Annotated in this window: 19 protein-coding genes; 12 read left to right on the top strand and 7 right to left on the bottom strand. The window is 46.1% G+C overall.

What is annotated here, in order from left to right; translation table 11 throughout:
* The first annotated feature begins 188 nt into the window (after nucleotides 1-188).
* Nucleotides 189-2,369, top strand: a complete 2,181-nt coding sequence (locus ACN0QW_RS13700) for a PAS domain S-box protein (RefSeq protein WP_417432173.1) — start codon at nucleotides 189-191, stop codon at nucleotides 2,367-2,369.
* Nucleotides 2,370-2,390: 21 nt separating this feature from the next.
* Here ACN0QW_RS13700 and ACN0QW_RS13695 read toward each other — a convergent pair whose 3' ends face one another.
* From ACN0QW_RS13695 to ACN0QW_RS13675, 5 genes are all read right to left on the bottom strand, one after another.
* On the bottom strand, nucleotides 2,391-2,858 hold the full coding sequence (locus tag ACN0QW_RS13695; RefSeq protein ID WP_417432172.1) for a periplasmic heavy metal sensor: 468 nt from the start codon (nucleotides 2,856-2,858) through the stop codon (nucleotides 2,391-2,393).
* Nucleotides 2,858-3,340: a hypothetical protein gene (locus ACN0QW_RS13690; RefSeq protein ID WP_417432171.1), complete on the bottom strand. Its 483-nt coding sequence runs from the start codon at nucleotides 3,338-3,340 to the stop codon at nucleotides 2,858-2,860. Before ACN0QW_RS13690 ends, ACN0QW_RS13695 begins: the two co-directional genes overlap by 1 nt.
* The gene (locus tag ACN0QW_RS13685; RefSeq protein ID WP_417432170.1) at nucleotides 3,337-3,927 is read right to left on the bottom strand and encodes a sigma-70 family RNA polymerase sigma factor; all 591 of its coding nucleotides are present in this window, start codon (nucleotides 3,925-3,927) and stop codon (nucleotides 3,337-3,339) included. The genes ACN0QW_RS13690 and ACN0QW_RS13685 overlap by 4 nt, the downstream gene beginning before the upstream one ends.
* Before the next feature lie 54 nt (nucleotides 3,928-3,981).
* Nucleotides 3,982-4,395: an EF-hand domain-containing protein gene (locus tag ACN0QW_RS13680; protein WP_417432169.1), complete on the bottom strand. Its 414-nt coding sequence runs from the start codon at nucleotides 4,393-4,395 to the stop codon at nucleotides 3,982-3,984.
* Between the two features lie 79 nt (nucleotides 4,396-4,474).
* On the bottom strand, nucleotides 4,475-4,681 hold the full coding sequence (locus ACN0QW_RS13675; RefSeq protein ID WP_417432168.1) for a DUF6494 family protein: 207 nt from the start codon (nucleotides 4,679-4,681) through the stop codon (nucleotides 4,475-4,477).
* Nucleotides 4,682-4,945: 264 nt separating this feature from the next.
* Between ACN0QW_RS13675 and zapE the strand changes: the two genes are divergently transcribed.
* From zapE to ACN0QW_RS13635, 8 genes are all read left to right on the top strand, one after another.
* Nucleotides 4,946-6,067: a cell division protein ZapE gene (gene zapE, locus ACN0QW_RS13670; RefSeq protein WP_417432167.1), complete on the top strand. Its 1,122-nt coding sequence runs from the start codon at nucleotides 4,946-4,948 to the stop codon at nucleotides 6,065-6,067.
* Between the two features lie 222 nt (nucleotides 6,068-6,289).
* Nucleotides 6,290-6,607, top strand: coding sequence for a TraR/DksA family transcriptional regulator (locus ACN0QW_RS13665; RefSeq protein WP_417432166.1), 318 nt, complete (start codon nucleotides 6,290-6,292; stop codon nucleotides 6,605-6,607).
* Nucleotides 6,608-6,818: 211 nt separating this feature from the next.
* On the top strand, nucleotides 6,819-7,778 hold the full coding sequence (gene mdh / locus ACN0QW_RS13660; protein ID WP_417432165.1) for a malate dehydrogenase: 960 nt from the start codon (nucleotides 6,819-6,821) through the stop codon (nucleotides 7,776-7,778).
* A 293-nt stretch (nucleotides 7,779-8,071) separates the two neighbouring features.
* Complete coding sequence (gene sucC, locus ACN0QW_RS13655; protein WP_047764968.1) at nucleotides 8,072-9,268, top strand: ADP-forming succinate--CoA ligase subunit beta; 1,197 nt, start codon at nucleotides 8,072-8,074, stop codon at nucleotides 9,266-9,268.
* Between the two features lies 1 nt (nucleotide 9,269).
* Entirely contained in the window at nucleotides 9,270-10,145 is an 876-nt protein-coding gene (sucD, locus tag ACN0QW_RS13650; RefSeq protein WP_299380402.1) for a succinate--CoA ligase subunit alpha, read from the top strand.
* Nucleotides 10,146-10,201: 56 nt separating this feature from the next.
* Complete coding sequence (locus ACN0QW_RS13645) at nucleotides 10,202-13,138, top strand: 2-oxoglutarate dehydrogenase E1 component (protein ID WP_417432164.1); 2,937 nt, start codon at nucleotides 10,202-10,204, stop codon at nucleotides 13,136-13,138.
* A 110-nt stretch (nucleotides 13,139-13,248) separates the two neighbouring features.
* Entirely contained in the window at nucleotides 13,249-14,931 is a 1,683-nt protein-coding gene (odhB, locus tag ACN0QW_RS13640) for a 2-oxoglutarate dehydrogenase complex dihydrolipoyllysine-residue succinyltransferase (protein WP_417432163.1), read from the top strand.
* 154 nt (nucleotides 14,932-15,085) lie between these two features.
* Nucleotides 15,086-15,439 (top strand): hypothetical protein, encoded by a 354-nt coding sequence (locus tag ACN0QW_RS13635; RefSeq protein ID WP_417432162.1) that lies wholly within the window; start codon nucleotides 15,086-15,088, stop codon nucleotides 15,437-15,439.
* A gap of 165 nt (nucleotides 15,440-15,604) precedes the next feature.
* Here ACN0QW_RS13635 and ACN0QW_RS13630 read toward each other — a convergent pair whose 3' ends face one another.
* Both ACN0QW_RS13630 and ACN0QW_RS13625 read right to left on the bottom strand, forming a co-directional pair.
* Nucleotides 15,605-16,975 carry an alanine/glycine:cation symporter family protein gene (locus tag ACN0QW_RS13630; protein ID WP_417432161.1) on the bottom strand — a complete coding sequence of 457 codons (1,371 nt, stop codon included), beginning with the start codon at nucleotides 16,973-16,975 and terminating at the stop codon, nucleotides 15,605-15,607.
* 259 nt (nucleotides 16,976-17,234) lie between these two features.
* Complete coding sequence (locus ACN0QW_RS13625) at nucleotides 17,235-17,864, bottom strand: helix-turn-helix domain-containing protein (RefSeq protein ID WP_417432160.1); 630 nt, start codon at nucleotides 17,862-17,864, stop codon at nucleotides 17,235-17,237.
* Between the two features lie 411 nt (nucleotides 17,865-18,275).
* Between ACN0QW_RS13625 and lpdA the strand changes: the two genes are divergently transcribed.
* The 3 genes from lpdA to ACN0QW_RS13610 all read left to right on the top strand — a co-directional run bounded on the left by lpdA (nucleotide 18,276) and on the right by ACN0QW_RS13610 (nucleotide 22,451).
* Nucleotides 18,276-19,676: a dihydrolipoyl dehydrogenase gene (gene lpdA / locus ACN0QW_RS13620; RefSeq protein ID WP_299379634.1), complete on the top strand. Its 1,401-nt coding sequence runs from the start codon at nucleotides 18,276-18,278 to the stop codon at nucleotides 19,674-19,676.
* 162 nt (nucleotides 19,677-19,838) lie between these two features.
* Nucleotides 19,839-21,086 (top strand): MFS transporter, encoded by a 1,248-nt coding sequence (locus ACN0QW_RS13615; protein ID WP_417432159.1) that lies wholly within the window; start codon nucleotides 19,839-19,841, stop codon nucleotides 21,084-21,086.
* A 132-nt stretch (nucleotides 21,087-21,218) separates the two neighbouring features.
* Nucleotides 21,219-22,451 (top strand): MFS transporter, encoded by a 1,233-nt coding sequence (locus tag ACN0QW_RS13610; RefSeq protein ID WP_417432158.1) that lies wholly within the window; start codon nucleotides 21,219-21,221, stop codon nucleotides 22,449-22,451.
* Nucleotides 22,452-22,462 lie beyond the last annotated feature (11 nt).

Genomic DNA, 22,462 nt, shown 5'->3' with positions numbered 1-22,462 from the left:
GGGAAAGGCTGGCGTTTTGCCAGCCTTTTTTTGTGATAAAACTTGTTGCATTTACTTCCTGTTAGTTTTCATTATTGATACTAGCTTAATTATGAAAATAAATGTTTAAGTTCTGGAATCGTCCCCACAACTTTTGGGTGATTGAGAAGTAAGGATTTTGTAGTGTGGGGTGGGGAGCCTGTTCTTAAATGCTGGATTTGACGGCGGAAATATTTCGTACAGCCGTTCTGATCACTCTTGTTGGTGTTGTTATTTGGCGTCGCCCGGCTCAGGATCTTGCTTTTCGTGGTTGGAACTTTATCACGGCGGGCTTTGTTCTTTTGGCAGTTGCAAGTCTGTTGGATGTGTCTGATAACTTCCCTCAGCTTAATAAATTCCTGATTGTCGGCGATACAGCGTATCAGGCAATATTGGAAAAGATGGTTGGCTATCTTGGGGGCGCAATCTTTCTTTTTATTGGCATTATCAGAGCAGTCCCTAGCTTTCAAAAACTCAATCAACAGATTAAACGTCTCGAAGAAGCTGAAAGTGCGGTAGAGCAGCATAATCACTTTTTGCAAACATTATTGGATGCTGTTCCTGCTCAGATTTACTTCAAAGATCAAGACGGAAAATATCTGGGATGCAATAAGCTGTTCCTCAAAAATATTGGGTTAGAGCTGGATCAGATTATTGGTAAAACATCCCATGAATTGTTCCCAAAGGAATTGGCCGATACTTTTATCGCGGCGGACCAGCAGGCGATTTATGCAGGGATGACTGATGAAGGGACCGCCGTTTTTACACGTCCAGATGGTTCAGATATGCATATTTTGATGCATAAAGCGCGATATAATAATACTGATGGAACATTTGCGGGGTTAATTGGTGTCAGCGTTGATATTTCTGAGCGTATAAGGGCGGAAGAAAATCTGAGGGTGAGTGAAGAACGTCTCCGTAGATTATCTGAACTTTCAAATGAGGGAATTATTATTCATGCTGATGATGTAATGTCAGACTGCAATGATGCAGCTATGCGTATGTTTGGTTATGAATACGAAGAAATGATTCTTTTGCAGGTGGAGGATCTGATTGCGCCAGAATCCCTTGGTGAGGTTCGTAATGCAATCAACACAAAAAAGACGGGTGCATATGAAGCTATTTGTATTCGAAAAGATCAATCGCGTTTTGAGGTAAGTATCACCGCAAAAAACAGCGTCCTTGATGGAGAGAATAACAGGATTACTTTTATCCGGGATATCTCTGCGCAAAAAGAGGTCGAGGGGCGACTACGAAAACTCTCAAAAGCTATCGAGCAAAATCCTGCCGTTATTCAAATCACCGATCCAAATGGCGTCGTTGAGTATGTAAATCCCAAGTTCACGGATGTTACAGGCTATAGCCCGGATGAAGTTATCGGGAAAACGCCTAGTGTATTGAAGTCGGGCCATACTACCGAAGTTCAATATAAAGAACTCTGGGAGACCATTTCAAACGGCCACGTCTGGACAGGCGTATTTAAAAATAAACACAAAAATGGTGATTATTTTTGGGAACGAGCTTCTATATCAAGTGTTGTAAACGATCAGGGTGAAATCACAAACTATGTCGCGACGAAGGAAGATATTACCAAACAGCGCGAGGCTGAAGCCCAATTAAGGCAGGCTAAGGAAAGCGCCGAGGTCGCGAACCGTGCGAAGTCCGAATTTTTGGCTAATATGAGCCATGAATTACGCACGCCGTTGAATGCCATTATCGGTTTTTCAGAGCTAATGGAGCGTGAAGTTTTTGGGCCTCTGGGATCAGAGAGATATCACGACTATTTATCTGACATTAGAAATAGTGGTGATCACCTGTTGAATCTGATTAATGACATACTTGATCTGTCTAAAATTGAAGCTGGAGAGTTCTCTCTCAATGAGGAGGAAATTGACCTTCAAAACTTGATCAACTCATCTATAACGATCATTCGGCCTAGGTTGGATAGCGGTGAACTGGACCTTGAAATTGGATCAACAGCATCTCTTCCAAACGTTTATGCTGATGAGCGGGGAATAAAACAGATTTTGATTAATTTGTTGTCCAATTCTGTGAAGTTTACGCCAGCAGGCGGCAAGATTACAATCAACGCAGGTCGTGATGAGGATACTATATTTATTCAGGTCACAGATACTGGGATAGGTATTCCACAAGAATTATTGCAGGATGTCATGAGCCCCTTTATTCAAGTTGATGGGGCGATGACAAGGCAAGTTCAGGGAACTGGCTTAGGGCTTTCAATTTCTCAGAAGCTTTGTTTGCTTCACAACGGTAGCCTTCGTCTTTCAAGTGAAGAAGGTAAGGGGACCACGGCATCCATTATCTTGCCCGCAAATCGGATTGTTCAGTAGTTCTTTCAATGAGGTTTTATCTTATCGTTGTTGGTGCTTGCCTCTGCTAGGGCCTGTTCCCCATAAGGAGAGAAAGGTGCTACGGTCTTCTGGTGGCAGGGTCATTGCGATGTCGAGTAGCTTTTCCAGCGTTTGACTGTGAATGTCGGATTGTTCGGCCATAAAGATTTCAAAGGCAGCTTCAAATTCCGGACGTTCGGTCTTTCCTTTTAAATTACCTTTTAATTTTTTATGCGATGCGCGCAGATCCTTAAAAGAGGATTTAATATCTGATTTGTGTTCCCGCCATACTTCTTTGAAAATATCACGTTGTTCTGACGAGAGGTTGCGCCACTGTTTCTTTTGTTCTTGTGATTTACCATGCATGCCGACGGGGCCATAAGTGCGTGCGTGCCACATATGCGATCCGATAAGGCCACCCATGAAAATATTGAAGGCCAAGGAAATAGAGAAAATTATAGTAAGAACCTTTTTTGAAGGAACGGGCATTAGTCAATTTCTCCTTCTGGAAAATTATTTGTGAAGTTATCACCCAGAGAGAATTCTAGATAAGCGATTTCCATTTCTATTGCCTCTTGTTGATAGAGGAAGGCCGGAGACGTTGTTCCAAGCAGAATGCCGAATATGCCAGCTGTCGTCAGGGCTGAAATAGGTCGCCATATACTTTCAAAGGGCCAGAGTTTATGAAGTATGCTTTGTTCTTGGTTGGGCGGTTGTTTTTTTTGCGGCGCTTGAGCCAAAATGGAGTTGATGAGGTGCACTGAATCTGGCTCTGCTGGACTTTGGTCAAGTAACCGATCGAACTCAAGAGCCTGATCCCTCAACACCTTGGCTTCAGGGTGATGGTCGATAAGGTTTGAGGCCCAGTCGCGTTTTTCTTCAGGCCAGTGGTGAGAGTAAGCACCATAGCAATCAAAAAGATAAGTGAGCTCCGTTCTGTCTTTGCTTGAGAGAGGTGAGTTAGGCATCATGATGCTGCTCCCAGTAAGTCTTTACGGCTTTCTGAAAGGATCTCTTTGAGACTCCGCCGTGCTCTTGCCAAGAGAGATTCAAGTGCGTCAACAGAGATATCCATAACGTGAGCGGCATCTTTATTCGACATGTCCCTATGATGAACAAGGGTGATCGCCGTTCTTTGCCGCTCGGGTAAGTGAGATATAGCTGTTTCGACCTGCCGTGTTATGTCTTGTTGATGAAGCATCTGATCCTGAGTTTTTTGGGTGCTTGTTGTGTTTTCGCTTATTTGTACCCGATCATTTTCGGATAATGTCTGCCGATTTTTTCGACGGATAGCATCAATAGAAAGATTATGGACCACTCTGTAAAGCCATGTTGATACCTTGGCTTTGGCTTGCCAGTCATGGCTTTGTTTCCACAGTCTGACAAAAGCTTCTTGGGCGATGTCTTCTGCTTCAGATTTACTTTCAGTCATCCGCATGGCTAATCCCACAAGTAGATTGAGGTGTCGTTGCACAAGAAGACGGCATGCATTTGCGTCCCCCTGTGCAACTCGGGCCATTAAATTCGCATCCTCTATTGGGGTTTGAGGCATTGTCATTGATGACCCGTTTTCCCTACCATTCAATTATGCTTTGGTTGATCAGTTATAATATTATCCTTTGTGGCGCTTTTTGTGTCGTATTTCTTTTTTATCAATGACCCCGTCGTTATTGTGATCAAGGCGTTTGATCATTTTGTCTATTCTAGCATTAAATTCTTCGGTAGAGATCCCGCCAGAATTATCAGCATCCATTTTGCTAAATTTGTTTTTTGTTCTTTCGGCGATGCGCCTAGCAACAGCTTCTTGCATTTCTGGCAAGCTGATAGAACCGTCATTATTTAGGTCGGTTTGACTGAATTTTGTCGCCTGTACATTCGCAATTTCTTGCTGTGTGATTTGTCCATCACCGTTTGTGTCAGCTTTTTCGAAGTGGTTTTTCCACTTTCCACCGCCGGCAGCAAAGGCGGCACTTGCGGTTAGAAATGCAATTGAACTTGCAACAATAAAAGTCTTTTTACTGATCATGGTTTTTCTCCTGTGATGATCGTTTCGTGTTCTTTCAACGCAGGAAGAAAATAAAAACCGTCGCTTTTTTTTAAAAAAATTATTCCAGTTCTATTTTTCCGTCAATTTTATGATCGAGTCCGAGTTCAGGAGCGTGTAATTGAACTGATATTGCGAATGAAGGTTTTTCGCTTAATTGCATGTTTTTAATATTCTGCCGAATTGCAGCTTCGATTTCACGTTGTGATGTTATGCCAACTTTTTTGAGAAATTTGCGGATACTCATATTCAGGACATCTTCGTTCATCGTTTTCTCCTGTAATTTTGCCGAGTTGATGTTACGGGGCGAATTGGTCGTTATGTCTTTTAAGTTCTTTATTTCTTGTTCTTTTTGTTATGCCTATTGGCAATTCATGGAGTTGTAATAATAATCATTTCAGGGTTTTATGATCTCGCATTGCGATATCAAGCGCAAGACAGGAGGTTTTATGAACAGAGTAATGATCGTTACTGGTGGACGTTAAGTATTCAATTTAGTTAATTTATATACAGGTTTGGGAATTTCTTTTCTATGAGTGAAGGACCGCTTTTTCTCTATCGTGATATGCGAAACGCTGGTGAGCTTCGTCCTGATCAAACGCAGGAACTTGCGGCTGAAAAATTACAAAGCTTGTATCATGCTTTGAAAAATTACCAACCTTCGACGGGAATGGGCGGGTGGAAAGAACGCCTTGGTTTGGGGCGTCGAAAAATAACCCCACCGCAAGGGCTATATCTGTTTGGGGGGGTTGGTACAGGGAAATCCACAATTATGGATATGTTCTTTTCTGTTGCCCCGACGGAGCCAAAGCGGCGTGTTCATTTTCATGCCTTTATGTTGGAAGTACAGGAACGTCTGCACAAATGGCGAGAAAAACATAGGGGAACCCGGGCTGATCCCTTGCCGGATGTTGCTGCAGAGTTGGCCGAAGAGGCTTTACTCCTTTGCTTTGATGAATTCCATGTGGTGAATATCGCTGATGCGATGATTTTGGCTCGTTTGTTTGAAGCTTTGTTTGAAAAGGGTGTTGTTGTCGTTGCGACTTCGAACTGGCCACCGGATCGGCTGTATGAGAATGGGCTGCAACGCGAGAGCTTTTTGCCTTTTATCGATCTTTTAAAGGCACGATTGGATGTGCTGCAGCTTGATTCTGGAATTGATTATCGCCTGGAGCGGATGAAAAACCTTTCTGTCTATTACACCCCACTTGGCAATGAAGCCAGCCACGCATTGGAAGAGGCTTTTTTCCAGCTGACTGAGGGGGCGCAGGCTGAAGAAGAGATCCTTCATATCAAAGGGCGGGAAGTGAGAATGGCAAAGACAGCAAGAAAAGTTGCTTTTGCTACCTTTGATGAGCTTTGCGCGACGGCTCTTGGGCCTGGAGATTATTTAACGATTGCCAAGAAATATCATACGTTGATTTTATCGGATATTCCTATAATGGTCTCAGAGAATAGAGATAAGGCGCGTCGGTTCATGTCTCTAATTGATGCCCTATATGAACATCGGTGTAATTTGGTTGCTGCTGCTGCGGCTGAACCGGAAGAACTATATCCCAGCGGCGATGGCGCTTTTGAATTTGAGCGCACAGTCAGTCGGCTTCAGGAAATGAGATCTCAGGAATATATTATCCAGCCGCATATTGATACGTAATGCAGGCATGCAATAGGTATGACTCTTTTAATTCTAGGTCAGGCTTCCCTTGAAACAAAAAAAGCCGTAAAATGATGCCTTATGAGAGTAATCTCTCATGAGCGGTGTGCTTGCTATCTCTTAAACAATGCTGACCTGAGTCAATGACTCGTTTAAAGCAAGTGCCATAATCCCAATAGTACTATCCAAATCAATAGAGCTATCAGAAGGGAACCTGTGCAAATGCCTGATCTGAATAAAATTAAAGCCAGCTTGAAAGCCCGAATGGAAGAACTTGGCGTTCGGGTTGATCAAATCGAACATGACCTTCGGGAACCTCATAGTCAGGACTGGGGAGAAAACGCAACAGAAAGTGAAGGGGACCAAGTGCTTGAAGGGCTTGAAGAGGCCGGGTTGGTGGAAATAAATCAGATTCGAGCTGCGCTGACGCGCATAAAGAATGATACCTATGGTGTTTGCTCTGGTTGTGGGGAAACCATCCCGGAAGCCCGGCTGATTGCCCTTCCCTATGCAACATCTTGTGTGAAATGCGCAAAATAGTTACGGACAGATAAGGGTAAGTACTTTTGCCTGTTGAGCTGAGATCACTAAAGTTTGAACAAGAGGAGTCTGTGTGCAATGCAACAAAGTTCCTTGCTCAAAATGGGGATACGCGCTAGGACTCCCTGTGTATTTTGCAGGTACTTTTATCTGCGACGCATTTGATCGAGGGCCCGATCGGGCCGAAGAAATCCTGATAAGGACAGAAATCATGGCACGTAAAAAGATCGCGCTTGTTGGTGCTGGTAATATTGGCGGCACACTTGCTTTGTTGGCTGGAATGAAAGATTTGGGCGATGTCGTTCTTTTCGACATTGCCGAAGGTATTCCTCAGGGTAAGGCGCTGGATCTTGCTCAACTTTCTCCTGTAGAAGGTTTTGATGCTGATCTTAAAGGGGCAAACGACTACGCAGACATCGCTGATTCCGATGTTGTGATTGTAACTGCAGGCGTCGCCCGCAAGCCAGGCATGAGCCGTGATGACCTGCTGGGCATTAACATCAAGGTTATGCAGTCTGTTGGTGAAGGTATTAAACAGAATTGCCCAAATGCTTTTGTTATCTGCATTACCAATCCTCTGGATGCAATGGTCTGGGTTCTTCAGCAGGCTTCAGGCCTTCCGGCTAATAAAGTTGTTGGTATGGCCGGGGTTTTGGACTCTGCCCGTTTCCGTCACTTCCTTGCTGATGAGATGAATGTATCTGTCGAAGACGTAACAGCATTTGTTCTCGGTGGTCACGGTGACACGATGGTGCCGATGGTTCGTCATTCAACTGTTGCCGGTATTTCTTTGCCAGAACTCATTAAAATGGGTTGGATGAGCCAAGAGAAACTGGATTCTATTGTTGAGCGCACAAAAAATGGTGGTGCTGAGATCGTTGGGTTGTTGAAAACCGGTTCTGCTTTTTATGCACCGGCTGCTTCTGCAATTTTGATGGCGGAAAGCTATCTGAAAGACAAGCGTCGCGTTCTGCCATGCGCTGCATATCTTGAAGGTCAGTATGGCGTTGACGGTATGTACGTTGGTGTCCCCGCAATTTTGGGAGCAAACGGTGTCGAAAAAGTTGTTGAAATCGACCTGGATGCTACGGAATCTGCGCTTCTTGCCAGCTCTGTAGAGGCTGTTAAGGGGCTCGTCGAAGCTTGTAAGGATATCCAGGCTAAAGGCTAAGAAGGTACTGTGCATTGCACAATTAAATCTTCTTGTGATTGAGAATAGTGAAAGGCGTTGTTGACGATAAGTCGCAACGCCTTTTATTTTTCCGACTATCCGCGGCATTTTATGCCAATTTTCCGACAAAAATTGTTGCGGTGCGGTTGCGCTCTGGGTCCGGGGTGTTAATCTATCGCTAAGTATCTATCGGTATGCTCTTAACAAATTAAGTGTATATTGCTGGTATGAGGGTTTTCGGACTCGTTAACCATATTTAAAAAATAAAACCAATTGAGGCTTTGTGGCGTCCCATGAACATTCATGAATATCAAGCTAAAGAGCTGCTGAGAAAATACGGTGTAGCTGTTCCCCGTGGATCAGTTGCTTTTACACCGGAAGAGGCAGAAAATGCAGCCCGTGAACTGGGCGGCCCAATCTGGGTTGTAAAATCCCAAATCCACGCAGGTGGACGTGGAGCAGGCCGTTTCACCGACGACCCTGATGGCGACGGTGGAGTTCGTCTCTGCAAGACGCTTGATGATGTGAAAGAAAACGCGCGCAAGATGCTAGGTCATACCCTCGTGACAAAGCAGACTGGCGCTGTCGGTAAAGAGGTGAAACGCCTTTACATCGAAGAAGGCTGTGACATTAAACGTGAACTCTATCTTGGAATGCTAATTGATCGCGCGACCAGCCGCGTGACCATCATGGCATCTACCGAAGGTGGAATGGAAATTGAGGAAGTGGCCGAAGCCACGCCTGAAAAAATCTTGAAAGTTGCTATCGATCCTGTCGAAGGTTTTATGCCTTATCACGGTCGTAACCTAGCTTTCGGCTTGGGGCTTGAGGGCAAGCAGGTCGGTGCAGCTGTGAAATTCATGGCGACGATGTACAAAGCCTTTATGGATCTTGACGCCAGTATCGTTGAGATCAACCCATTGGTTGTGACTGGTGCAGGCGACATTATTGCACTCGACGCTAAAATGAACTTCGACGATAACGCGCTTTTCCGTCACAAAGACGTTGCAGGTATGCGCGATGAAGACGAAGAAGATGCAAAAGAACTTGAAGCGGCTCGCCATGAATTAAACTACATTTCGCTGGATGGTGAAATTGGGTGCATGGTGAACGGTGCTGGTCTTGCGATGGCAACGATGGATATCATCAAGCTATACGGCAGTGAGCCTGCTAACTTCCTAGACGTTGGTGGTGGTGCGACGAAAGAGCGTGTGACCGTTGCTTTCAAGATCATTCTTTCTGATCCAAATGTTAAGGGTATTCTGGTTAATATCTTTGGTGGCATCATGCGTTGTGATGTGATTGCCGAGGGTGTTGTTGCTGCTGCTCGTGAAGTATCGCTCAGCGTTCCATTGGTTGTTCGCCTAGAAGGTACAAACGTCGATCTTGGTAAGAAAATTATGGCGGAATCCGGTCTCCCTATTATTTCTGGTGATGACCTAGCTGATGCTGCTGAAAAAGTGGTCAAAGCCGTGAAGGAGGCCGCGTAAAATGTCGGTACTTGTTAATAAAAATACTCGTGTTATCTGTCAGGGCTTCACAGGTGCACAGGGAACCTTCCACTCTGAGCAAGCAGTTGCTTATGGCACAAAGATGGTTGGTGGTGTGACGCCGGGTAAAGGTGGTACAAGCCACCTTGATCTACCTGTTTTCAACACAGTGGCAGAAGCAGTTCATAAAACAGAAGCAAATGCATCTGTTATCTATGTGCCGCCGCCCTTTGCTGGTGATGCTATTCTCGAAGCCGTTGATGCGGGCGTTGAATTGATCGTTTGTATTACCGAAGGCATTCCTGTTCTCGATATGGTACGTGTAAAGCGTGCTTTGGAAGGATCTGGATCTCGCTTGATCGGACCTAACTGCCCAGGGATTATTACGCCGGATGAATGTAAAATTGGTATCATGCCAGGGCATATTCACCAGCGTGGTAAAATCGGGATTGTTTCGCGTTCGGGTACATTGACCTATGAAGCTGTTGCACAAACAACGGCTGCGAACCTTGGTCAATCTACATGTATCGGTATCGGTGGTGATCCGGTGAACGGTACGAACTTTATCGATTGCTTGGAACTCTTCCTGGAAGATGATGAAACCCAGGGCATTATCATGATCGGTGAAATCGGTGGTAGCGCCGAAGAAGAAGCAGCAGAGTTTTTTGCTGCGTCCAAAGTGAAAAAACCAATTGCAGGTTTTATCGCGGGTGTTACAGCGCCTCCAGGACGTCGTATGGGCCATGCCGGTGCGATTATTGCTGGTGGTAAAGGTGGTGCGGATGACAAGATTGAAGCCATGAAGTCAGCTGGTTTCCTTGTTGCAGATTCTCCTGCTAGTCTTGGCAGCACAATGCTGAAAGCTATGCAAGGATAACAACCTAATTTGGAGGGAGCCGGACTGGTACCCTCCAGTTCGGCTACAGGTTATAGATGGCGAACACTACTGTTGGGCATGAAGCCCGCTATTTTGGCCCAAAAGCTGGCGAACTGGCTGATCTCTACGCTCAGTTCATAAGCCACCCTGATTCTGTAGATGCAGGGTGGCAATCTTTCTTCTCTAATCTGGAAGAAGATGCCAAAGATTTACTCGCAGGGATTCATGGTGTTAGCACTGTCCCTGCGGCTCCGGCGCAAGCGAGTCGCGTGCCGTTGAGCGATGAAGAAAACCGTCGTGCAATCCTTGATTCAATTCGTGCCTTGATGTTGATTCGGGCCTACCGTGTTCGTGGTCATCTCGAAGCGAATCTAGATCCTCTCGGTTTGAAACCTGTTAATCCTCACCCTGAATTGGACCCAAAAGCTTACGGTTTTGGTGATGAAGATATGGATCATCCGATCTTTATCAATGGTGTTCTGGGGTTGGAAACGGCGACATTACGTCAAATTGTAGAGCGGGTTCGCAAGACCTATTGCGGCAAAATTGGTGTCGAGTTTATGCATATTCAGGAACCAGAGCAAAAAGCCTGGATCCAAGAGCGCATCGAGGGCATCAATAACCGAACAGATTTCACGGCTAAAGGTAAACAGGCAATATTGGAACGCCTGTCTGCGGCCGAGATTTTTGAACAATTCCTTGGTAAAAAATACACAGGTACGAAGCGTTTTGGTCTTGATGGCGCCGAAACAATGGTACCTGCACTTGAACAAATTCTCAAAAGAGGGTCCGCGCTAGGTTTGGAAGAGGTTGTTCTCGGGGTTGCCCATCGCGGCCGCCTCAACATTCTTGCTAACCTGATGGGGAAACCTTTCCGGGCAATTTTCAGCGAATTTAAAGGTGGCGCAGCCAATCCTGAAGATGTTGGCGGTTCCGGAGATGTGAAATACCACCTTGGTACTTCTTCGGACCGCGAGTTTGATGGCAATTCTGTTCACCTTTCTCTAACAGCTAATCCGTCCCATCTAGAGGCAGTTGACCCTGTTGTTGTGGGTAAGGTCCGTGCGAAACAGGATCAGAAAAACGATAACGATCGTAGCAAGATCATGGGTATTTTACTCCATGGTGATGCGGCATTCGCTGGACAGGGACTTGTTCCCGAAACGTTGGATCTATCCGAGCTTGATGGGTACACTACGGGTGGAACGATCCACTTTATTGTGAATAACCAGATCGGTTTTACCACTGATCCTGTTCATTCTCGTTCTGGACCTTACTGTACGGATGTTGCCAAGATTATTCAGGCGCCAATTATTCACGTAAACGGTGATGATCCGGAAGCTGTTGTGCACGTTGCACGTATTGCCATTGAATACCGTCAGACCTTTAAATCTGATGTTGTGATCGACATGTTCTGTTATCGTCGCTTTGGTCATAACGAAGGTGATGAACCGACGTTTACCCAACCACAGATGTACAAAAAGATCGCGCAACAGCGTTCTGTACGTGAACTCTATGCCGAGCAACTATCTTCTGAAGGTACTGTTACCCAAAGTGAAATTGACGCGATCAACAAAACCTGGTGGGACAAACTGGAAGAAGAATTCCAGATTGCCGAAGGGTATAAGCCAAACAAAGCTGATTGGCTGGAAGGTAAGTGGTCACATATCGGCGCTGTTCGGGGATATGATGCCCGTCGTGGGGATACAGGTGTAGAGCTGGATCTTCTTAAAGAAGTTGGAAATACCCTTTGTACAGTTCCCGATGGGTTTAACATTCATCGCAAGTTAACCCGCCAACTCAAAGCCAAACAGGCTATGATTGATAATGGCGAAGGCATTGACTGGGCGACTGCCGAAGCCCTTGCCTATGGAACTTTGCTTGTTGAAGGTCACCCGGTTCGCCTTTCAGGACAGGATTGTAACCGCGGAACATTCTCGCAGCGTCACGCAGCGTGGATCGACCAAAAAGATGAAACAGAATACAAGCCCTTGAATGGCATTCGATCCAGCCAGGCAAAGGCTGAAATCATTAATAGTCCGCTTAGTGAGTTGGCTGTTCTTGGTTTTGAATACGGTTATTCATTGGCCGAACCAGATGCGCTGGTTCTGTGGGAAGCACAGTTTGGCGACTTTGTGAACGGGGCGCAGATTATTATTGATCAGTTCATCGTTTCTGGTGAATCCAAGTGGCTGAGAATGTCTGGTTTAGTTATGCTCTTGCCTCATGGTTATGAAGGTCAGGGTCCTGAGCATTCATCGGGTCGTGTTGAACGCTTCCTTCAGTCTTGTGCGGAAGACAACATTCAGGTTGTTAACTGTACGACACCTGCGAATTATTTCCATGTTCTGAGACGTCAAATGCATCGTGGTTTCCGTAAGCCGTTGATTATTATGACGCCAAAATCTCTTCTGCGGCACAAACAATGTGTTTCCAATTTGGAAGATATGTTGCCGGATACGTCGTTCCACCGTGTTTTGCCGTGTAGCGTAAAAGTGAACCCGCCGAGTAAGATCAAGCAGGTTATTCTTTGTACGGGTAAGGTTTATTATGACCTTCTTGACGAACGTGAAAAGCGTGGGATTAACAATGTTCACCTTATCCGGCTTGAGCAGCTTTATCCATTCCCGGCCGAAGCACTATCACAGGCTCTTAAAGGCTACGAGCATTGTGATCTGGTTTGGTGTCAGGAAGAGCATCGTAATATGGGGGCCTGGACTTTTGTGTCAACTTTCATCGAGGAAGTTGCAGAAGAAATGGGCTTTGAAAGTTATCGTCCTCGTTATGCTGGTCGTAAGACTGCGGCATCACCTGCGACTGGATCAGCCAAAAAACATGCGCTTCAGTTAGAAGCTCTGTTGGATGATGCTTTTACACTTGGCAAAAAAGCGATGAGTCGTATTCAAACACGCAAAGCTGAAGAGCTTGAAGCGAGAGATGCGGCGGCGACAAAAGTTGAAAAATTACGCCCGGTTGCGAAAGCCGGTGAATAAATAAGAAGGGTGGCCTGTCCCGGGTCACCCTTTTTCTTAACGGATGAGCTGATAGAAATGTGAGCGAGTTCAAATTACACATAGCATAATAAACATAATAGAGACAAAAAATGGCCACCGAAATAGTCGTTCCGGCACTAGGGGAATCTGTAACAGAAGCAACAGTTGCGAAATGGTTGAAACAGCCAGGTGAAGCAGTTGCGATGGATGAAGCTATTGTCGAGCTTGAGACAGACAAGGTCACGTTAGAAGTAAATGCGTCAGTTGCTGGTGTTCTCGAAGGTATTGTTGCCAATGAAGGCGACGATGTTGAAGTGGGTGCCGTACTTGGATCAATTGCCGAAGGTGCAGCATCTTCGGCGCCTGTTGCATCAAAACCAACTGAGTCCAAAGAGCAGGCGCCTGCAGAAGCTTCAGAAGCGGCAGAGCCCGAGGCGGTTGAAGCAACAGGTGAGCCTGTTGAAATTCCCGTTCCTGTTCTAGGTGAATCCGTGACAGAGGCCACAGTTGCGCAATGGATGAAGTCTGTTGGGGATAGCGTTGCTCAGGACGAAGCTATCTGCGAACTCGAGACGGACAAAGTCACCTTGGAAGTTAATGCCCCGGTTGCGGGTGTGTTGACGTCAATTGCTGCAGAGGCTGATTCTGATGTTGGCGTCGGCGCAATTCTAGGCGTTATTACACCTGGATCTGGCGGTTCAAAAGCTGCTTCCAAACCTGCTACCGCATCTAGTGCACCAGCTTCGTCACAAGAAGCGCCAAAGGCTGCAACGCCAGCAACGGGGAATGATTTGGATCCTTCTCAAATTAACGGTTCGGGTGCCGGCGGCAAAGTGACGACAGCTGACTTGGTTACTTTCCTCGAGGGTAATACATCTCCAGCTGCGATGACTTTGCCTCCTGCTGTGGCTAAGCTGATTGCAGAAAATAACCTTAATCCACATCAGGTTAAGGGGAGCGGCAAAGACGGCGCTTTAACAAAAGGTGATGTTCTTGAGCATCTGAAAAATCCTCCGGCTGCTCCTGCACCTGCGCCAACTGTTTCTGCTTCTCTTGCTTCTGGGGCCACAAGCACGTCTACCGCACCGGTAGAAACACGTGAAACACGTGAAAAAATGTCAAAGATGAGAAAGACTATTTCTCGTCGTTTGAAAGAAGCGCAGAATACCGCAGCGATGCTGACAACATTCAATGAAATTGATATGTCAGCGGTGATGGATACGCGTAAACAATATAAAGAAGCTTTCGAGAAAAAGCATGGTGTTCGCCTCGGCTTTAATAGCTTCTTTGCCAAAGCGGTCGTTCAGGCATTACAGGATGTTCCATCTGTGAATGCACGTATTGATGGCGATGATATTGTTTATAACAGCTTCTTTGATATCGGTATGGCTGTTTCAACCCCATCCGGGTTGATGGTGCCGGTTATTCGGGATTGCGATAAGAAGAGCTTTTCTGAAATAGAGGGTAGCCTCGGCGATCTTGCGAAGAAGGGACGTGATGGCAAGCTTGGTATGGATGATATGACGGGCGGAAGCTTCACCATTACAAATGGTGGTGTTTTTGGATCGTTGCTTTCAACACCAATCTTGAATATGCCGCAAGCTGCAATCCTTGGCCTACACAAAATTGAAGAGCGCCCGATTGCTATAAACGGTCAGGTCGTTGTGCGTCCGATGATGTACACCGCTTTAAGTTATGATCATCGCCTGATTGATGGACGTGAAGCCGTGACATTCCTTGTCCGCATCAAGGAATGCATGGAAGATCCTCAGCGCCTTCTTTTAAGTATGTAGTTTTTTCATGAGACTAGAAAAAGGGAGGCTTCGGCTTCCCTTTTTTGTTTGGAAGGCTCGTTAATAATGGTTACTTGGTACTGTCATGTTTTGTCGATATGATGATGGGTGCATGTGGTGTCTCTTTTGAGATGCATAATAAAGAGGGTGCGGTATGGAAGACGATACACTAAACCTGAACAATCTTATTGATGGTAGCGGGTATGCAGATTTTGAGCTGGATCTTACTGGTTTGGATCTGAGGCATGCGCTGGAATCCATACGTCAGATGATTGAGCGTCAGCGTCGTCGCCGTGATGTTAGGTCTGTTTTGATCCGCCTTGATCCGCCAGTGCCGGGGCAAGGTGAAACACTTTTTCGTCCCGTCGGAAAACATCTGGTCGAGCTTCTCAAAAAAGAAATGATTTCCCGTGTGAAGCCTTACGCTGACAAGGAGTGTTCTGGCTTTGTCATTCATATACCTGCGGGTAAAGAAGACGATATCAGTGAAGACGAAGCTGAAAGCTAAGCCATTAAAGTTTCAAATATTCCTTAAGTAACCGCATTAAAAAGCCTCTGATACTTTCGTACCAGAGGCTTCGCTATAAACTCACCCATGAGCTACTGTCGTTTTATCTGGTTGGTTAACTCTTAGCTGAAAAGTTAAGGTTAACCAACCAGATATGGATAGAAACTATCCTTCTTTCTTCTCTGCTTCTTTGTCCTGGAAGTATTCTTTAGTTAGTTTGAAGACCACAGGGCTTAGAAGAAGAAGCGCAACTAAGTTTGGTAGCGCCATCATTGCATTAAGCGTATCAGATAGCAGCCATACAAAGTCAATCTTCAGGGAAGCACCAACAAAAACAGCTACACACCAGACAATTCTGAAAGGCCAGATTGCTTTTGTTCCAAAAAGGAACCCAATACATTTCTCACCATAGAAGCTCCAACCCAAAATGGTGGTGAAAGCAAAGATGGAAAGAGCGATCGCAATCATGTAGTTGCCGACACCGGGTAAGGCTGTTTCAAAAGCTAGGGATGTCAAGCTTGCACCGTTTTCACCACTGGTCCATGTACCACTTGTGATAATGGCAAGGCCGGTAATGGAACAGACGATAATGGTATCAATAAAGGTGCCCAGCATCGCAATGCTACCCTGTCTGACAGGGTCGTTCGTTGTTGCGGCGGCGTGTGCAATTGGTGCACTTCCCAAACCAGCTTCGTTTGAAAAGACGCCACGTGCTACACCAAAACGAATTGCCATCCAGATGGTTGCGCCTGCAAAGCCACCTGCACCAGCAACTGGAGTGAAGGCGTGTTGGAAGATAAGGCCGAAGGCTGCCGGAATTTCAGCTGCATTGATCACGAGTACAATCAGACCACAGGCAATGTAGATGATCGCCATGGCTGGAACCAGTTTCCCGGCAACAGAACCAATACGTTTGATGCCGCCGAGGATAACAGCGGCGGTGAGAACAAATAGAATTCCGCCTGTTACGTCGGAAGGAAGGCCAAAGGATGTGTTGATTGCTGCGGCAATGGAGTTAGACTGAACCATGTTACCAATACCAAAACCAGCAATAGACCCGAAGATAGCAAAAGTTGGTGCCAGCCAGTACCAGCCTTTGCCAAGGCCGTTTTTGATGTAGTACATCGGGCCGCCAACGTGGTCGCCATTGTCATCTTTTTCACGATATTTGACGGCGAGAACAGCCTCGGCATATTTTGTCGCCATGCCGACCAGTGCAGTACACCACATCCAGAAAAGCGCGCCAGGGCCGCCGAAAAAAATCGCGGTGGCAACGCCGACAATGTTTCCGGTTCCGATCGTGGCTGATAGTGATGTCATCAGTGCGTTAAAGGGGCTGATTTCGCCACTGCCTTCGGTTTTTTCTCTGCCCTTCCAAAGTAGAGAAAACCCATAGCTAATCTTGCGAAGGGGTAAGAAGGTCAACCCGACCTGAAGAAAGAGACCTGTTAAGAGAATGAGGGCAAGCATGGGGGCGCCCCATACAATGCCATTGATGTATTTTAGTATATTTGTAAGGGCTTCTAAAGCTTCCATAATTATCCCCTGTTTCGCCTATTCTTAAGGTAAGCGAAGTTGTTTGGCGCGCTGTGTTTGCTGGACGATCGCGCACTCAATTCGTTGATAAGAGTTACTCTGCTGGGAGCTGTTCAATAAATCGTATTGTCGATTTTTAATTGCGAAAGTATTATCCTATCGGAAATATTTTCGCAATATAGGAATTCTTAACTTAAATAAAAAAAACGTGATCTATTGAGAGTTAGTGGTGAAGAGTTAGTAAGTATCATTTTTTTTATTAGATATGTGGGGTGGATACCCAAATGATGACAGCGTCTTGTGGGCTGGTAGATACGCAGGAATGTCCCATACCACTGTCATAATACAGGCTATCGCCTTCTTTAAGTGAAACTGGTTCGTAGAATTCTGAATAGAAAGTTAGTTCGCCTTCGAGAACATAGAGAAATTCTTCACCATTGTGGCGGACAAGTTCGCCAAAATCATCCATGGATCGGGCGCGAATAGTACTTTTGAAGGGAATCATGCGTTTGTTGATAATTTCGGTGCAAAGGAGTTCGTGCTGGTAAGTTGCAGTGGGATGCTCTTTGCCTTCCCCTTTTCTCGTGACCGTTCTACGTCCGACATTTGCCTGAAGGTCACCCTTGGTAAAGAGTTGAGGGATATCAATCTCTAGGCCGGTTACCAGTTTTTGTACGACTTCGAAGGTGGGTGACATTTGGTCGTTTTCAATTTTTGACAGGGTCGAGCGCGCCAAGCCGGTCCGCTTGGAGGCTTCTTCTAACGTCCAGTTCTTGTTCTTGCGAACATCCCGAAGACGCGTGCCAAGTTTTAGGGGTTCCAAAGTGCGTTCTGCGCCTGAAATAGTTGCTTTCGGTTCGACGATTCTTGGTGTCTCTTTACTCTGCATAGCTGTCCCAACTTATTGAGTTCTCACTATTATATCGCTATTTTATCTTTTAGTGGAGAATTTTTTTTAAGTTTCCGATAGGAAATATTTGATCTATATTGGAATGTTGCTATCCTCATTCGTGATAAAACGCTGTTTAGTGCGGAGTCCTGCTTATTGTTTTATTTCGCTCAGGAAACTTGAAAACGGCCTGAATTGTGTCCCTTGCTTAAGGGGGACTCTTCTGAATTCTGTTTTCTGAGAAATTATTGCATCTAGGCTATATCGTTCGGGCTTCCTATGCTATCCAGATAGACGAAATCAAATAGCTTATAGCCGACTTGATGCGATAGTCTTGCTGTCATCTTACAGGACTACATCTTTTTTGGCGGTATGGGTAAGACCCTGAATACGGAAAGGATCCTTAGAAAAATGAGTGAAGCTCTTTACGACCTGGTCATTATTGGCGGTGGCCCAGGTGGGTATGTCGCCGCAATTCGTGCTGCTCAACTCGGCCTGAAAACGGCCTGTGTTGAAGGGCGGGGCGCATTGGGCGGAACCTGCTTGAATGTCGGGTGTATGCCATCAAAGGCGCTTTTGAATTCTTCTGAGAAGTTTGTGGATGCGCAAAAACACTTTGCCGAGCATGGCATTAAAGGGTCTTTCGAACTTGATCTGGAAACCATGTTGGGTCGTAAAGACAAGGTCGTTGAGGATCTGACCAAAGGCGTTGAATTTCTACTCAAGAAAAACAAGGTTGATTACATCAAGGGCTGGGGATCTATTCCAAAGGTTGGCGAGGTTCTTGTCAAAGGTGATGACGGCGAACAGACCCTAAAAACCAAAGATATTTTGATTGCGACAGGCTCTGAATCAACACCGTTGCCGGGTATTGAGACGGATGAAGAGCAGATCGTAACTTCTACAGGTGCTCTTTCGCTGAAAAAAGTACCGGAACACATGGTTGTCATTGGTGCAGGTGTTATTGGTCTGGAACTTGGGTCTGTTTGGTCACGCCTTGGCGCGCAGGTCACTGTTGTTGAGTTCCTTGATAAGATCCTTCCGGGTATTGATGAAGAAACCGGTAAACTTGCCAAACGTGTTTTGGGCAAACAGGGCCTAAAATTCAAATTGGGTATGAAGGTTACTGCTGCAGAAAAAGCGGGTGGCAAAGTTAAGCTGACGATGGAATCTGTCAAAAAAGGGAAAGTTGAAGAGCTGGAAGTTGATACGGTTCTGGTTTCTATCGGGCGTCGTGCCTACACCTCTGGCCTTGGTCTTGAAGAGTTGGGTGTTGTCATGGAGCGCGGTGTGATTCAGGTTGATGGCAATTTTAAAACATCTGTAGACGGTATCTACGCGATTGGTGATTGTGTCCCAGGACCAATGTTGGCGCACAAAGCCGAAGAAGACGGGGTTGCCTGTGCGGAAAACCTTGCGGGTCAAAAAGGCCACGTGGATTACGATCTGGTGCCTGGTGTTGTTTATACCCATCCTGAAATTGCAACAGTTGGAAAAAGCGAAGAAGCTCTGAAAGAAGCTGGCATTGCTTACAATGTTGGTAAGTTTCCTTTCAGTGCCAACAGCCGCGCACGTGCCATGGGTGAATCAGACGGTCAGGTCAAAATTTTGTCTGATGCAACAAGCGATAAGGTTCTTGGTGTGCATATTATTGGCCCAGCAGCGGGTGAATTGTTGTCCGAAGCAGTTGCTGTCATGGAATTTGGTGGTTCAGCAGAAGATATCGCCAGAACCTGTCATTCTCATCCGGGTTTGAGTGAAGCGGTTAAAGAAGCTGCAATGGCTGTCGATAAGCGTGCCATCCATATGTAAGTTGATAGACCTATTCGTTTTTATGATAGAGGGCAGCTTTGAGCTGCCCTTTTTGATTCCGGAGCGTTTTTTTGTATTTCATTTTCTGCAAGAGGAATTAAGTCTGGACAATGCAGGGGCTTCGCGGCTTATCATCGGACGAAATAGAGAGGGGCGGAATAGATGCTTGATGGAAGCACAGCTAAAAAAGCGACAATTTTGATTGCGGTAATGTGCCTTTCTCAAGTGTTGGGGATGCTGGATAATGCAACGTTTTCTGCCCTGATCACGCTTTTCCAAAAGAAATGGTATCTCAATAATACTGAAATCGGCTGGATCAGCGGTATTTACTATGGCGGTTATGCGGCGGCAGTGCCGCTGCTTGTTGCTTTTACTGATCGTGAGGATGCCCGCAGAATATATTTGTATTCTATGGCTTTAGGCGGCTTGGCTGCACTGGGCTTTGCGTTTTTTGCGGAAGGTTTTTGGACTGCGATGTTTTTCCGGCTTTTCGCTGGGATCAGCCTTGCGGGGACCTATATGGTCGGTCTTAAACTGCTGACAGACCTTATTCATGGGAAAAAAGAACAGAGCAGGGCAGTGGCTTATTATACCGCCCACTTTGCGATTGGAACTGGCGTTTCTGTCTTTGTCGCGGGGGAGGTTTGGCAGCTGTTGGGGTGGCAGTGGTCGTTTATTGTGGCGGGTATAGGTAGTTTTTTTGCTTGGTTGGTGGTTCTATCCGTTGTCTCGAAAGGGTTAAAACCTGAACAACATATTCCCTTACGTGATGTGGTTAACTTCAGGCCTGTTATAGCTAACCGACCTGCACTTGGGTATATCCTGGCCTATGCGGCCCATTTATGGGAGCTGTTTGCTCTTCGGGCTTGGTTGGTGGCTTTTCTGGTCTTTTCGCTTTCATTACAGCCTATGGAAAGTTTTGACTGGAGTCCCACACAAATTGCGTCGTGGGTCTTTCTTCTTGGGCTTCCTGCGAGTGTCATTGGGAATGAGTTCTCGGTCCGTTATGGCCGCCGTAAGTTGTTGACCATTGTTATGGGGGCGTCAGCTTTCATCGGCTTTGGTATCGGATTTTCCGCCAGCTTACCTTTTGTTATTGTTATTATTGTCTTTACTATTTATGGCATATCTACAACGGCAGATTCGTCGTCTCTGACATCTGGTGTGGTTGCTAACTCTGACCCCAAAAGAAAAGGTGCGACAATGGCTTTGCAGTCACTTGCGGGCTTCGCGGCAGGATCTTTGTCTCCAATAGTTTTTGGGGCAGTTTTGGATCTGTTTGGGGGAAGTGGAAATACCTTGGCATGGGCAGCGGCTTTTTCGACAATGGGTGTAGGGGTTCTTATGGGACCTTTGATCATTCACAAATTTGGTCGTGATAAGCCTTTGTCGCCGGGAAATGTTGCATAGGCTGCGCTGTGCTGGTGCCGTTCGCACAGGCCAGAGATCATAGGTCAGAGGCCGATGTGATGATTTTTGCTGTATAGAGTTAGTGCCTAATCATATCGTTGATTTAGCAACGTAACATGAAAATTTCGATTTATGATTCGCCAACTTTTACCAATTAGTGCGCTTTTATTAGGGGCTGCCTTTCTCTTCTTTGCTGGTGGCATCAATGCGTTGATCTTGCCTGTGCGCGGCAATATGGAAGGCTTTTCAGCATTCTCTTTGGGTTTGCTTGGAACGGGATGGGCCGTTGGGTACGTGAGTGCTTGTCTTGTCGTGCCAAGGTTTGTTTCCAAGGTCGGCCATATTCGTGCGTTTAGCGTTATGGCTGCCTTTGCTGCATTTGCTATTCTAAGCTCCCTGTTGGTTGTCTCTCCTTTTGCCTGGATACCAATGCGCGCTGTTTCAGGATTTTGTTTTGCCGGGGCTGCGATGATTGTCGAAAGCTGGCTCGGTGAACGAGCCGATGCCAGTTCGCGAGGGCGGATTTTCGGGATCTATACGATGGTAACGCTTGCGGCGACAACAACAGGTCAGATGGTCTTGCCCCTTGGGGATAGTGCAGGATTTTTGTTCTTTGTTTTGGGGGCGATGTTCTATTGTCTGGCCTTGGTCCCTACGGCGGTTTCATCCAGTGCATCGCCCAACCCTTTGGCTAAAGTTAGTCTGGATATAAAAGGGTTATGGAGAAATTCTCCTGTTGCTGTTTTTGCCGTTTTCATGGTGGGCATTTCCAATGCTTCTTTTGGAACATTAGCGGCTGTTTATGCTGATCGTATTGGCCTCGTCCTGACGAGTGTTGCGCTTTTTACCAGTATTCCAATTCTGACAGGGGCTTTGGTGCAGGTACCTGTTGGCCATTTTTCTGATAAAATGGATCGACGAAAAGTTCTGTTGGTGATTGCACTCACAGCCATAACTGTAGATTTGTCCTTTATTCTGATTGCGCCAGAAACACAGCTTTTCAATATGATCCTCATTGGCTTTTTCGGAGCATCGATTTTCAGCATGTATCCGGTAATTGTCGCCCATGCGAATGATCATGCTTCGGAAGGCAGTTTTATCCAGGTGAGTGGTGGATTGCTTCTTGTTTTTGGTTTGGGCTCTATTATTGGTCCCTTGGTATCAGGTTTTGGAATGGCGCACATTGGAACATCGGGTTTGTTCATGACATCCCTAGGCGCGCATGTGCTTATTGTGCTTTATACGATTTGGCGTATCACACGCCGTGCACCTGTTTCCGCGGATGAAAAGGTGGCCTATGTGGCAACACCACCCGCGCGAACCTCAACACCGGAGACTGCAGCAATGCAGGTCGAGGATGATTAAAGTCTATGGGG

It is taken from the genome of Kiloniella sp. (assembly GCF_048259265.1).
Classification (GTDB): domain Bacteria; phylum Pseudomonadota; class Alphaproteobacteria; order Kiloniellales; family Kiloniellaceae; genus Kiloniella.
This window is presented reverse-complemented; position numbering and strand designations above follow the sequence as displayed.

Bases quoted from the DNA above. Each gene is read 5' to 3' on its own strand.
- ACN0QW_RS13700 (WP_417432173.1), top strand. From the start codon at position 189: ATGCTGGATTTGACGGCGGAAATATTTCGTACAGCCGTTCTGATCACT.
- ACN0QW_RS13695 (WP_417432172.1), bottom strand. From the start codon at position 2,858: ATGCCCGTTCCTTCAAAAAAGGTTCTTACTATAATTTTCTCTATTTCC.
- ACN0QW_RS13690 (WP_417432171.1), bottom strand. From the start codon at position 3,340: ATGATGCCTAACTCACCTCTCTCAAGCAAAGACAGAACGGAGCTCACT.
- ACN0QW_RS13685 (WP_417432170.1), bottom strand. From the start codon at position 3,927: ATGACAATGCCTCAAACCCCAATAGAGGATGCGAATTTAATGGCCCGA.
- ACN0QW_RS13680 (WP_417432169.1), bottom strand. From the start codon at position 4,395: ATGATCAGTAAAAAGACTTTTATTGTTGCAAGTTCAATTGCATTTCTA.
- ACN0QW_RS13675 (WP_417432168.1), bottom strand. From the start codon at position 4,681: ATGAACGAAGATGTCCTGAATATGAGTATCCGCAAATTTCTCAAAAAA.
- zapE (WP_417432167.1), top strand. From the start codon at position 4,946: ATGAGTGAAGGACCGCTTTTTCTCTATCGTGATATGCGAAACGCTGGT.
- ACN0QW_RS13665 (WP_417432166.1), top strand. From the start codon at position 6,290: ATGCCTGATCTGAATAAAATTAAAGCCAGCTTGAAAGCCCGAATGGAA.
- mdh (WP_417432165.1), top strand. From the start codon at position 6,819: ATGGCACGTAAAAAGATCGCGCTTGTTGGTGCTGGTAATATTGGCGGC.
- sucC (WP_047764968.1), top strand. From the start codon at position 8,072: ATGAACATTCATGAATATCAAGCTAAAGAGCTGCTGAGAAAATACGGT.
- sucD (WP_299380402.1), top strand. From the start codon at position 9,270: ATGTCGGTACTTGTTAATAAAAATACTCGTGTTATCTGTCAGGGCTTC.
- ACN0QW_RS13645 (WP_417432164.1), top strand. From the start codon at position 10,202: ATGGCGAACACTACTGTTGGGCATGAAGCCCGCTATTTTGGCCCAAAA.
- odhB (WP_417432163.1), top strand. From the start codon at position 13,249: ATGGCCACCGAAATAGTCGTTCCGGCACTAGGGGAATCTGTAACAGAA.
- ACN0QW_RS13635 (WP_417432162.1), top strand. From the start codon at position 15,086: ATGGAAGACGATACACTAAACCTGAACAATCTTATTGATGGTAGCGGG.
- ACN0QW_RS13630 (WP_417432161.1), bottom strand. From the start codon at position 16,975: ATGGAAGCTTTAGAAGCCCTTACAAATATACTAAAATACATCAATGGC.
- ACN0QW_RS13625 (WP_417432160.1), bottom strand. From the start codon at position 17,864: ATGCAGAGTAAAGAGACACCAAGAATCGTCGAACCGAAAGCAACTATT.
- lpdA (WP_299379634.1), top strand. From the start codon at position 18,276: ATGAGTGAAGCTCTTTACGACCTGGTCATTATTGGCGGTGGCCCAGGT.
- ACN0QW_RS13615 (WP_417432159.1), top strand. From the start codon at position 19,839: ATGCTTGATGGAAGCACAGCTAAAAAAGCGACAATTTTGATTGCGGTA.
- ACN0QW_RS13610 (WP_417432158.1), top strand. From the start codon at position 21,219: ATGATTCGCCAACTTTTACCAATTAGTGCGCTTTTATTAGGGGCTGCC.